This is a genomic window from Fibrobacter sp. UWT3 (genome assembly GCF_900230125.1).
GTDB lineage: Bacteria > Fibrobacterota > Fibrobacteria > Fibrobacterales > Fibrobacteraceae > Fibrobacter.
This window is the reverse complement of sequence record NZ_OCSS01000004.1, coordinates 118,429-130,483: the sequence shown is the minus strand read 5'-3', so window position 1 is coordinate 130,483 and position 12,055 is coordinate 118,429. Positions and strand designations below refer to the sequence as shown.

Below are 12,055 nucleotides of genomic sequence, written 5' to 3'. Positions count from 1 at the left end.
GAAATTAGGGAAAAATAGGAATTTGTCCCTTTTTTAGTTGAAAATCCAGGTCTCCAACTGGTGTAAATCTAGGCTATTAGCGCTTCATTGTCAAGTAATTTCATGCTCTTTTCCCGAAGTTTTTCGACAAGTTCGGGGATTTCCGCATAGCCGTCCAACCGTCTCCAGTTCTTTTCGCGGTGGAGGACCTCAGCGGCCATCCAGCGTTTGAACATTCCAATGTCCCTGTAGCGCTTCACGTTCTTCTCGATGGCGTCGAGACCGTTGAAGGTGGACTCGATTATGTTGGTCGTTATGAGCGACTTGCGCAGGAGCGCGGGGATGCCCAGCCGGTGGACCGTAAGCAGCCTCTCGCCGCCCTCGGAAAGCGATTTGGCGGCACTCGTGTTTATGCCTTCGAGCCACTCGTGGACCTTGAGAAGTTCCCTTCTCGCGTCCTCGTAGCCCACCATCCCGATGGCGTTGTTGTAGCGCCTGTCGAACTCGGCCCGGTACATCTCGGGCAGATGGGACTCGACGTTGCGCCTCTTGTGGATCACGCAGCGCTGGTGCTTGAGGTCCTTGCCGAAGCGGTCCTTGAGGGCGCGGTTGAGGCCCGTCCCGCCGTCGGTCACGAAGATGATGTCGGGGTGCAGGGCGAGGCCCCTGCTCTCCATGTCGGAAAGGAACGAACGGCACATTTCGGTGTTTTCCGAACTGCCCTGCCAGAGGCCAAGCACGCGCTTGTAGCCTTCCGCGTCAACGCCTATGGCGGCCATCACGACCTCGCCGCAGCGATGCATTGCGTCCATGAAGACGGCAACCGCCTCGAAGTCCTCCAGCCTGCGCTCGTTCAGTTCCTTCAGTTTCCTTGTGCATGCGGCAACGACCTTGCGCGACACCGACGACTTGCTTACGCCGAACGCCTCCCCGGCAGTCGAGAACACATCCTCGTAACGCCTCCCGGACAGGCCTGAGAGGCATGCGTGCAGCAGGTGCTCGGAGAACGCGTCGGGGTCTTTCAGACGGGCGTAGATACGCGATTTGACCTCGCCGTTTTCGTCCCTGAGCCTGGGTACGCGCACCTTCGCCTTGCCACCCGCGATGTACACGGAACCACCCTGGCTGGACCACTTCTTGAAGCCCTTCCTGGGGTGGTATGCTGCACCGCCGAGCTGTTCCCTTTCGGCCAGGAGTATCGCCTCCACGAGCCTTGCGCCCATCTCCCTCGACAGCGCGTCAAGGCAGCTTTTCCCCTGTTCGGCAAGGTCGGCCAGAACCACCCCGACACTGGTCGAAATGTCGATTTCTTCGCGGCGGACGATTGACAGTTTGGGGGTTCTTTTTGTACTTTTCATCATGGTGGTTATCCTCTTGCTTGGTGTTTTTTTGCTGAACCAAATTTACAAGTTGGAGACCACCTTTTTCTTTTTGGTTGCAGAAATTTCAACTAACTTTGGGGCATCTTCTATTTCTGCGGAGTGGTTCCTTAAAGTAAAAAGAACTAGTTCCGTTTTGAACGACCATTCGTTTTTTGTTATGTACTGGATGAGGAAATCTTTGTCAATATCCCATAATAGACGGCAAAAAAAATTGCCAACGCCGTTCATTGAGTCAATAAAAGTTCGGTTTCCATAGTATGGTTCAAGATGGATTATTATGCTGATGAAATCTTTTTGTGCGATAGAATCTTTTAAATATGATGATGTTTGTCTATCGCTGTAGCAGGCATCCTCGGGAACAGTGATGTCGAAGGACATCTTGATGAAGGTTGATTTAATTTTTTCTTGAAAAGAGTGCTCGATTTTAGATAAATTTAGGAAGGAAAATGAGTCGCTTGCGCTTTCACTTATTGATGCCGCAATTAAAAGTTGCTTTACATCTTCATGCTCTAAAGAGTTGTCAAATAATTCTATGGAGTAATTTTTTATTTTTTCTTTCCGAAATTCCTTTTCTGCTTGGCTGTTTTCTAGAAATGAATGTACTGTTTGGCGTATCTTATGATATGTCGAATCTGAAAATGATGTTGCCATCATTGATTGAATGAATTTGACTGTATTTTGAAAATTGTCTAGCATTATATTTTGTCCAGCATTTTAGGATAATCAACTACGCAACATTCATCATTGTCAAGCTGTTTCCACAACTCCTCAAAATTGTTGAGGATTTCTCTTGGATTTGTGACTTTTTGAATAATGTGGTGGTGCATACCAATTTGATTCACGGATGTTCCAAGAGAATATACTTCAGGTAGTTTTGTTGTATCTGAAGGGACGAAAATCAAAAATCTATCATGAAATTTCCACCCGAAGTAATCGTGTTGTGCTAGAAATTTAAGATTGATTTTTTTGTTGTTTGATTTTTTGAAAATAGATTGGTTGTTATGACGAAAGATTTCAAATCCGCGGTTAGATGATGAATTTGATGGGGCATTGTTTGCGTTATTCGCTTTTGAAACGCTTGAAATGCATCTAAATTTTATTCCTGTGGGCTCGTAATATAAGGTATCCATAATGTCGTAGGCGCTCAAATAAGGATCCCAGAGGCAAATTTCTTTTATATGAGAATGTTGTTTGATCTTTGTCCGTATAAAGTTTAGTGCATTTTCTTTTTGATTATACTTGAAAACATGGTAATCGTCACCGTGCATTAATATTTCATTGTTTTGACTTCTAGAGATTATTTGACTTTGATAATCTTTGCCATGTGATTCGTCTCCAATTATTGAAATAAATGAATCATGAGTTTGTATTTTTATTTCGGAGCCGTCTCTTTGTGGAATTGTTCTCGGTTCGTCTGAATTTATTATATGAAAATCGCTTTGAACTGATTTGAGTCGGTTGATGTCATTTTCGTCATATAACAACAGATTTCTTTGGACATCAGAAATTGTTACATGGATATTGTTGTCATCTCCAAGTGCTGCTTTAATTTCGAAATCTAGCCCAGAAATTGATTTGATGTCAAATCCAGTTATCACGTTGTCTAAGTAAGTTTGAATTTGCATGCAGATGTTCTTTGGTTCGCTAAGTAGATGGTGTGGCTTACAAAGAATTTTGGCTCCAAGGTTGTCGTTTGTGAAATCCACATTTATTGCCGCTAATGTTATCGGAAATTGAAAAATGATGTTGCCAATACGGTCATAGACGGAAGCTAAGTCTATGCTGCAAACTTCTTTTATTTTTGCATTTATGTAATCTACAAATTCTCGCTCTTGGTCTCCTAAATTAAAAATCTTGTTTTCGTTGAAGAATTCAATAATGTAATTGCATCCCCAAACATTTTCTTTGATAATACGATTAACGAAGACGTCGTTTTTCAGACTTCGGGGAAGGAACGCTTTGGGTAAAAGTCTTGTTTGTGGGGAAACCTTGCAAGGCTCCTCTATGTCTAATCGGCCTTGCTGAATTTCGTAAAAAATATGCCTTGCCTTTTCTATTGAGATCCTTTTTTGAATTGCTCTTAGAGAATGATTTTTTCCAATAGAAATTGGTGCTTTGAAAAGAAACTTTGAAATTTCGTTTGGACACTCTAGTTCTTCAAAAACGAAGAGCGTGTAGAAATTTGCGACTTCGTTGGATCGCTTATCAGTGATGTAAAATTGCGTAATTTCGCAACTTTTATAAAATGCAATGATGCCCGATTTTAGAAGTAAATCGAATTCTTCGTTGACGGTGTTGGTCTTTATGTTCATATATGCATTTTCTATTATTGAGTCCTTTGACTTAATATAATATTATGTGAGTCGTTGGCAATTCAAAAGGGAACATCTTTTTTTGTGAAAAAGGGTGTGTTTGTCAGATAGATGCTTCTATAGCCTTCTTTTTTGACTCTGCCTTTGAGTTTGCCGACTTGCCTCTCTCGCTAAATTAGTGTATATTTAATAGTGGAGGTCTCTTATGGCTACGGTAACAATGGACATCCCTGAAGAAATTATGGACTTCATGGTGTGTGATAATAAAAGCGACGAACTCCGTCGTAATGCGTTGCTATTGTATCCTTTCATTAAGAACGAAACTATTTCGCATGGTCGTGCTGCGGACATTTTGGGCATTTCCAAATGGGAACTGATTGAACTTTACGGAAGTGAAGGAATTCCCTATATTGACCAGAACTGGGACGAGGTTGAGCAAGATGCAGCCAACGTTTCTGAACTTCTTTCCAAGAGGTAAGAATGATTGTCGTATCTGATGCCACCCCGATAATTTCATTCCTTAAAATTAATCGTCTTGACATTCTTAATAAACTCTTTGGTGAGGTCTTGCTCCCCGAGGCCGTGTATGAAGAACTGACTTCGAATTCTGCTTTTCAGGAAGAAGCAGAACGAGTCAAAGCTTGCGAATTCTTCAAAATGGTTTCTGTTGGCAATAGCGAAACGGTCGATATGTTGATGCGGGTGACTGGCTTGGATTTGGGCGAAAGTGAAGCCATTGTCTATTCCGATGAAAATAAGAGCGATCTCCTGATTGTTGATGAAGTCCGCGCTAGGCATGTGGCTACAAGTATGAGGTTGCGAATTACTGGAACAATTGGCATATTGACAGCCGCCAATGAGAATGGATTGCTGAAAAAGGATGAGGCTATCGAATGCGTTAAAAACCTTCGGATGTCAAATAGGCATATTAGTGAAACACTCTTGAATTCCGTTATTGAAAATTTAAAGTAATTGGAGATTATTGTTAAAACAAGAAAACCCCGGCTCAATTGAGCCGGGGTTTTCGAATATCGCGTTAGCGAGGCTTACGCCTTCCTGTAGCTCTCCAGCGATTCCACGCTCAAGCTCTTCACGAAGTTGTAGTGCTTCGCGATTTCGGCTTCGGCGAGGTTCAGGTACACCTTCACGCTCTTGTCGAACAGTTCAGGCGACTTGGTTGCATCGCGGAGGAGCAGCTGGCTCATCACGCAGTTGGCGGCCATTTCGTACAGGTGGCGGCTGCAGAGGTCGGTGAACTCGTTGTTCTCGGCGGACTTCACGAATTCCACAGCTTCGTTGTACTTCACGTCCATGGCCTTTGCACGGGCCTTGAGTGCTTCGTATTCCGGGCGCACATCCTGAGCTTCGAATTCTTCGAGCATCTGGCTGTAAGTACCGGTGGTCACGTGCGGGAGGGCCGCAACCGTCTGCAACTGCGTCGTACCTTCGTAAATGGAGGTGATGCGTGCGTCGCGGTAGAGGCGCTGGCAGGCGTATTCGAGCATGTAGCCGGAACCACCGTGCACCTGGATGCTGTCGTAGCTGTTGATGTTAGCGTATTCGGAGTTCAAGCCCTTCGCGAGCGGAGTGCATGCGGAGGCGAGCTTCTGATATTTCTTGAGTTCAGCCTTTTCTTCGTCGGTGAGCTTGCGGTCACGTTCGATGTCTTCGAGGCCCTTGTAGATGTCCACGTAGCTTGCGGTCAGGTACAACAGGGCGCGGCCTGCGTCGAGACGAGCCTTGATGTGGGAAATCATCTCGTACACAGCCGGGAAGTTCACGATGGCCTGGCTGAACTGCTTGCGGTCCTTGGCGTAGGCGAGAGCTTCGTTGTAGGCCATCTGGCTGATGCCCACGGACTGGGCGGCAATGCCGAGGCGGGCGCCGTTCATGAGGGCCATCACGTACTTGATCAGACCGAACTTGCGGCGGCCGCAGAGTTCAGCCTTGGCGTTCTTGTAGACAAGTTCGCAAGTCGGGCTTCCGTGGATACCCATCTTGTTTTCGATGCGGCGAACGTCAACGCCACCGTCGCGCTTGTCGTAGATGAACATGGAAAGACCACGACCGTCGCGGGTGCCTTCTTCGGAGCGGGCGAGCACCAGGTGAATGTCGCTGTCACCGTTCGTGATGAAGCGCTTCACGCCGTTCAGGTACCAGCACTTGTCTTCTTCGCTGTAGGTGGCCTTGAGCATCACGCGCTGCAGGTCGGAACCGGCATCGGGTTCGGTCAGGTCCATCGACATCGTTTCGCCGGCGCAGATGCGCGGGATGAAACGGGAGCGCTGGTCTTCGTCGCCGAATTCATAGAGCGTCTCGATGCAGTCCTGCAGGGACCAGATGTTCTCGAAACCGGCGTCTGCAGAGGCGATCATTTCGTTGATGGCCGTGTAGGCGGTAATCGGGAAGTTCAGGCCGCCAAAGCGGCGCGGCATCGTGACACCGTTGAGGCCAGCCTTGCGGGTGGCTTCGAGGTTTTCATAAGTCTTGGATGCGTAACGAACGCGGCCGTTTTCGCAGTGCGGGCCTTCGGCGTCCACTTCTTCCGAGTTCGGGAAGACAGTGTTTGCGGTGATGTCGCCAGCGACTTCGAGCACGCGGTTGTAGTTGTCCATCGCGTCGGCAAAATCTTCCGGCGCATAGTCGAAAGCGTCCTTGTCGGCATAGCCCTTTTCCTTGAGCTCGACAATGCGCGGCATCAGGGAATTGCTTTCGAGGTTGAATTTAATCTCGGGATGGTCTGTGTAAAAATTCGCCATAACGCCTACTTGTTGTTTGCCTTGTAATACTTGATCATCTTCGGGATGACCTCTTCGACGGTGCCGTTGATCACGTAGTCAGCGATAGCGTTGATCGGGGCGTCGGGGTCGGAGTTCACGGAGATGATGATTCCTGAATCCTGCATGCCGGCGAGGTGCTGAATCTGGCCGGAGATACCGCAGGCGATATACACCTTCGGGCGTACGGTCACGCCGGTCTGGCCAATCTGGCGGTCATGATCGGCAAAGCCCGCGTCGATAGCGGCACGGCTTGCGCCCACTTCGGCGTGGAGTTCCTTCGCCAGTTCGAACAGCATGTCGAAGTTTTCCTTGGAGCCCATGCCGTAACCACCGGCGACCACAATCGGAGCGCCCTTGAGGTTGTGCTTGGCCTTTTCCACATGGCGTTCCAGCACCTTGACCACGTATTCCGTTTCCGGCACGTACTTGGCCACGTCGTGCTTGATGACTTCGCCCTTGTAGTTCGGGTCGACAATTTCTTTCTTCATCACGCCTTCGCGCACCGTCGCCATCTGCGGGCGGTGTTCCGGGTTCACGATGGTAGCAACGATGTTGCCGCCGAACGCCGGGCGGATCTGGCAAAGCTGATTTTCGTAGAACTTCTTCACGCCACCGATGCTCATTTCGAAGCTGTCGATTTCGAGTTCGGTACAGTCGGCAGTAAGGCCGCTGTGCATGGCGCTAGAAATACGCGGGCCTAAGTCACGGCCAATCACCGTTGCACCCAGCAGGCAAATCTGCGGCTGCTCTTCCTTGAAGAGGTTCACCACGAGAGAAGCGTGCGGGTTGGTGGTGTAGGGGAACAGGCCTTCGGCATCAAACACATGGACCTTGTCCACACCGTAGGGGAACACCTGCTTTTCAATTCCGTCGAGGCCCTTGCCTGCGCAGATGCACTCGAGCTGAACGCCGAGCGTGTTGGCGAGCTTGCGGCCCTTGGACAAAAGTTCGAGGGAAACATCGACAACGGTCGTGCCCTCAATTTCGCAATATACAAATACGTTATTCATAGGCTAGCCAATAATCTTCCCGTCTAAAAGTTCCTTGATAAGTCCTTCGACGTCGGCGTCGCTTGCGGTGAGCGTGCGGCTTTCCTTCGCCTTGAACACGATGTTCTTGACAGCCTTCACGTTCGTCGGCGAACCGGCCTTACCGATCTGGGCAGGGTCTGCGTCGATGTCGGCGGCACCCCACTGCGGAATGTTCAGGTAGGGCTTCTTCGCGATGAGGGCTTCGTACTTTTCGGCATCTTCCGGCTTGCGTTCGGCAACCACCGTAGCTTTCTTGAACTTCATGAGGCGCTTTGCGTTGCGCGGACGGCACGGGGCCGCACTTCCGTTCACGGTCACGACCAGCGGGAGCGGTGCTTCCACCGTTTCCACGCCACCGTCGATGTGGCGGCGGATAACGACCTTACGGGCCTTTTCGTCGAGGGAGAGGATTTCTTCGGCGTAGGTCACCTGCGTAAGTCCGAGCTTTTCTGCAATCTGCGGACCGACCTGTGCGGTGTCGCCGTCGATAGCCTGACGGCCACCGAGAATGATGTCGTAGTCGCCAATCTTCTTGACGGCCTGGGCGAGCGTGTAGCTAGTAGCGAGCGTGTCTGCGCCACCGAGGGAACGGTCCGTAATCACGTAACCGCAGTCGGCACCGCGGTACAGAGCTTCGCGGACGACTTCGGCAGACTTCGGGAGACCCATCGTCAGCACAGAGATGGTGGAACCCGGGAACTGGTCCTTCAAACGAAGGGCTTGCTCCAGGGCGTTCAGGTCTTCGGGGTTGAAGACCGCGGGCAATGCGGCACGATTGATGGTTCCCTGCTCCGTCATGGCATCGGGGCCCACGTTTCGTGTATCAGGTACTTGCTTAGCAAGCACAACGATTTTAAGACTCATTATATCCTTATAGTGTTGAATTTACGTTTTATGTTTTGCTGTGTACAAGATAGAAATTATCGGGTGTCCCGCCCCGACCTCCAGTAGAGGTCTTTCCCACGTCATCTCCGCATAAGAAAATTGACGTTTTTTTGTAATAAAATACTTTGGCTTAAATGCGAAAAAAGCCCGATTTGAGATTCAATCGGGCTTAACGTGATTTCAAAGTGTATTATACTGCTTATTTCACTTCCACGTAAATGCCCTTGGGCAGGTCGGGGAGGGTTCCGTTGGCGTTGCGCACCCCCACGGGCTGGCCGAGCACGTTGAATATCCTGTTCCCGGGTTTGCCGTAACGAGCCTTCTCTATATTGCGGATGATGGTGGTGCCGCCTTCGATTGTCACCTTGATTTCGAAGGTGACCTGCTTGCTCCCGTAAACGAGTGCCTGCCTTACGGTGAAGGAGTCTCCGGCATTGACTTTACCAGGCATGTGGCCTATTTTAGTGGTCATGGTCGTGAGGTCCATGTTGGAGAACACAATGCTGGTGCCGTTCGGGTCCCAGGCGACAATTTTGCCGCCATTGTCGAACCAGTGTCCGGTGCCTTCGCCGGTTGTTTGGCTGTTGAGCGTTCCGTCGGGTTCTACGCCATAGAATTCTACTTTGTCTTCAATTTCGGTCCGATTGATTCCGAAGATGCTCGCAACTTCATTGCCGTTCAGGTCGAGCGTTACGGGCGCATAGTTTTCGCTTATCGGCAGTGTCGTTTCGAGCGCAATTTTCTGGACCGTGATTTCAGCGACGCTGCTGGAACTTGTCGCTGTCGACGAACTGGACGTGGGTTCGGAGCAGTTTTCGCCGATGCAGAACGTGAGCGTCTCTCCGGGTGTCCCGATGTCGGTGATTTTCAATCCCGTCTTGGAGCCGTTATACCAGCGGATAGCGGGGTAGGCGTCGTCTGAAAATTCCGCGTAGGTTCCGCTCTTGAAGAAGGTGTTGGCGGTGCTGCCCGGGCTTGGCCACTGGTCGGTTACGGCGTCGCTCGATTTTCCTGCAGCGCTGGCATGCACGATTCGGAGTCCGAGTTTGTCTGCGGAGGAATTTCCTTCAATCGAAAAGTCGTAATGCTGCATCAAGAGCCCGCTCCCGGCGAGTACCTTGTCGCGGCCCGTGTTACGCACGTAGGACCAGACGAGGCCTTCCTGGTTTGGCCTTGCGGGGTTCTTGTAGCGGTAGCAGAACTCGCCAGGCTTGGAAACTTCAAGACTTGTTACGTTGTCTACATCTTCGCTTGTGATGTCCACGAACGGAATCCAGCCCTGGTCTGCTCGGTAGAAGTCGTTTATCGCTACCGGGTTCCAGTCGTTCGCGCGGTTGCCCATGGTGCAGTAGTCGCCGTACCAGTAGAGGTCCGGCCAGCCGAAAATCATGTGCCCCGATTCATGCACAAAGACGTATATCGAAAACTTGCCCGGCATGTCCGTCATCTGGTGGTGCGTGAGCTTTACGCCGTCGCGCCTTTCGTTGGACCATCCGGAATGAGGCCAAAGACCCTGCCCCCATGTCTGTCCGGGGCCTGCGTACACGATGTTTATGGCTTCGGTGGTGCCGTCCTTGTCGTTGTCGTAGCGTGAAAAATCGACTTGCGAATCGAAATACGCGAACACCTCTTTCATGAGCGAATCGGAACCCGAGTATCCCTGCAAACCTTCGTACCAGGACTTGGGATGTTTTGCGCGGTACCAACCGTAGACTTCGTTGGTGAGGTCCAGCTGTCCGTTAGATACGTCCAGGTAGTAGTCGCGCACGGAGCCGTTGCAGCCGTCCCTGTTGAAACCTTCCTTGTTGAGCCATTCCTCGACTTCGCTCACCGTAACGGGAGCCGCCTGGTCCGAGAAATCGACGAGCAGGGTAAGGCTGTAGATTTTGCCCTTGGGAGCGGCGTAGTGGCTCTTGGTCGTGACCGCTGTCGTTTTCATAAGGGTGCGGTTGTTGAACGTGGGCATAGCCTCGGCGGGCCATTCTTGGACGCGCTTCCCCTGGTACACGATGTCAGCGAGCGCCATCGCGGGTAGCATCAGTGCGATAAGACCAAAAAACGGAATCCTGTTTTTCATAAACATCCCTCTGCAAGAATCATACACCCGGTGTTAATATATTCTTTTTTGGGACGAAGCGGTTGCCTGTAGCCAAGAATCCGTGTTAAAGACGTGTAATAATTTGTTGTTTGTTTTTCCTCCCCGCATTTTATTACATTTTCCCTGAAACATGAGCCTGGATCCTTCGGCTTCATGCCTTGTGGCATTACGCTCAGGATGACAAGGTGCAACAAATAATTGGTAGACTATGAAATTTAAAAGAATTCTCTTGAAGCTCAGTGGCGAAGCCCTCGCAGGCGAAAAGGGCCACGGTATCGATAACCAGATTCTCTCCGACATGGCAAGCGAAATTGCATCCATCGTCAAGCAGGGCGTGCAGGTCGCGCTCGTGATTGGCGGCGGTAACCTTGTCCGTGGTATTTCCGCTTCTGCAGGTGGCATGAACCGCGCCCAGGGCGATGCCATGGGCATGCTCGGCACCGTAATGAACGGCCTTGCCATGCAGGATGCCCTCGACAAGCAGGGGATCGACTCCGTAGTGATGTCCGCCATCCGCATGGAACCGGTCTGCGAATTCTTCGACCGCCGCAAGGCCCTCAAGCTTTTGTCCGCAGGCTCCGTCGTGATTTTCTCCGCCGGTACGGGTAACCCGTTCTTCACCACCGACAGCTGCGCCGCCCTTCGTGCCATCGAAAGCGAATGCGACGTCATCATGAAGGCTACCAAGGTCGACGGCATCTACACCGCGGACCCGGTCAAGGACCCGACAGCCACCCGCTTCGACGACATCAGCTACAAGGAAGTCATTTCCCGCGGCCTCAAGGTCATGGACACCGCAGCCGTCGCCCTCTGCATGGAAAACAACATGCCCATCTTCGTGTTCAAGATGGAAAAGGGCAATTTGACCCGTGCGGCCATCGAAGGCGACCTCGGCACGCTGGTCCACTGCTAACCCTCATCGTCATCCCCGGCTCGACCGGGGATCTTTACGCGGTACTTTTTAGGGATTTTTACTTATATTTAACTACGGAAACAAACCATCAACTCTTAACTAACTAGTGACTAATGACTAGTGACTAGGAACGAACTATGGCAGACTATACCGAAAAAATGGACAAGGCCATCGAGGCCACCGAACGTGAATTTGCGAAGGTCCGCGCCGGCAAGGCGACGCCCGCGATTTTGAACGACGTGCGCGTCGACTACTACGGAACCCCGACCCCGATTTCGCAGGTGGCCAAGGTCTCCGTGCCCGAACCGCGCATGCTTCTCGTGACCCCGTGGGAAAAGACCATGGTGGACCCGATCGACAAGGCTATCCTCGCCGCGAACATCGGCCTTACCCCGATGAAGGACGGCAACTGCATCCGCGTGTCGCTCCCCATCCTCACTACGGAACGTCGCCAGGAACTCGCGAAGATCGTGCGCAAGCATGCCGAAGAAGGCCGCGTGGCAATCCGCAACATCCGCCGCGATGCGAACGACGCCATCAAGAAGAACAAGGACCTGCCCGAAGACGAAGTCAAGAAGCAGCAGGACGAAATCCAGAAGGCGACCGACAAGGCTATCGCGCAGATTGACGCGCTTCTCGCCGAGAAGGAAGCGGACATCCTCAAGGTGTAGTCCG

General features: G+C 51.0%; 11 protein-coding genes. 4 read left to right on the top strand and 7 right to left on the bottom strand.

Translation table 11 applies throughout. From position 1 onward, the window contains the following. Positions 1 to 68 precede the first annotated feature (68 nt). Genes CRO08_RS16110 through CRO08_RS16100 form a run of 3 tightly spaced genes read right to left on the bottom strand, consistent with a single transcriptional unit; the run spans position 69 to position 3,673 of the window. A complete protein-coding gene (locus CRO08_RS16110) occupies positions 69 to 1,340 on the bottom strand; it encodes an IS256 family transposase (protein WP_097034567.1) in 1,272 nt (423 codons plus the stop codon). A 42-nt stretch (positions 1,341 to 1,382) separates the two neighbouring features. After that, positions 1,383 to 2,015 carry a hypothetical protein gene (locus CRO08_RS16105; protein WP_141398433.1) on the bottom strand — a complete coding sequence of 211 codons (633 nt, stop codon included), beginning with the start codon at positions 2,013 to 2,015 and terminating at the stop codon, positions 1,383 to 1,385. A gap of 41 nt (positions 2,016 to 2,056) precedes the next feature. Next, complete coding sequence (locus tag CRO08_RS16100; protein ID WP_097037060.1) at positions 2,057 to 3,673, bottom strand: VPA1262 family N-terminal domain-containing protein; 1,617 nt, start codon at positions 3,671 to 3,673, stop codon at positions 2,057 to 2,059. Between the two features lie 205 nt (positions 3,674 to 3,878). On the opposite strand from CRO08_RS16100, the gene CRO08_RS16095 reads away from it, so the two are divergent. Together CRO08_RS16095 and CRO08_RS16090 are read left to right on the top strand one after the other, a co-directional pair. After that, positions 3,879 to 4,151, top strand: coding sequence for a UPF0175 family protein (locus tag CRO08_RS16095; RefSeq protein WP_097037059.1), 273 nt, complete (start codon positions 3,879 to 3,881; stop codon positions 4,149 to 4,151). Between the two features lie 2 nt (positions 4,152 to 4,153). Beyond that, positions 4,154 to 4,645 carry a DUF3368 domain-containing protein gene (locus CRO08_RS16090; RefSeq protein WP_097037058.1) on the top strand — a complete coding sequence of 164 codons (492 nt, stop codon included), beginning with the start codon at positions 4,154 to 4,156 and terminating at the stop codon, positions 4,643 to 4,645. Between the two features lie 74 nt (positions 4,646 to 4,719). Here CRO08_RS16090 and CRO08_RS16085 read toward each other — a convergent pair whose 3' ends face one another. From CRO08_RS16085 to CRO08_RS16070, 4 genes are all read right to left on the bottom strand, one after another. Further along, a complete protein-coding gene (locus tag CRO08_RS16085; RefSeq protein WP_097037057.1) occupies positions 4,720 to 6,432 on the bottom strand; it encodes an acyl-CoA dehydrogenase family protein in 1,713 nt (570 codons plus the stop codon). A 5-nt stretch (positions 6,433 to 6,437) separates the two neighbouring features. Beyond that, positions 6,438 to 7,463, bottom strand: a complete 1,026-nt coding sequence (locus CRO08_RS16080; protein ID WP_072807905.1) for an electron transfer flavoprotein subunit alpha/FixB family protein — start codon at positions 7,461 to 7,463, stop codon at positions 6,438 to 6,440. A 3-nt stretch (positions 7,464 to 7,466) separates the two neighbouring features. Next, positions 7,467 to 8,348: an electron transfer flavoprotein subunit beta/FixA family protein gene (locus tag CRO08_RS16075; RefSeq protein WP_097037056.1), complete on the bottom strand. Its 882-nt coding sequence runs from the start codon at positions 8,346 to 8,348 to the stop codon at positions 7,467 to 7,469. Positions 8,349 to 8,568: 220 nt separating this feature from the next. Next, on the bottom strand, positions 8,569 to 10,446 hold the full coding sequence (locus tag CRO08_RS16070) for a M6 family metalloprotease domain-containing protein (RefSeq protein ID WP_097037111.1): 1,878 nt from the start codon (positions 10,444 to 10,446) through the stop codon (positions 8,569 to 8,571). Between the two features lie 229 nt (positions 10,447 to 10,675). Here CRO08_RS16070 and pyrH point away from each other — a divergent pair, with 229 nt between their 5' ends. Then, positions 10,676 to 11,380, top strand: coding sequence for a UMP kinase (gene pyrH, locus CRO08_RS16065; RefSeq protein WP_072827780.1), 705 nt, complete (start codon positions 10,676 to 10,678; stop codon positions 11,378 to 11,380). Between the two features lie 137 nt (positions 11,381 to 11,517). Next, a complete protein-coding gene (gene frr, locus CRO08_RS16060; RefSeq protein WP_072807914.1) occupies positions 11,518 to 12,051 on the top strand; it encodes a ribosome recycling factor in 534 nt (177 codons plus the stop codon). Positions 12,052 to 12,055: the final 4 nt, after the last annotated feature.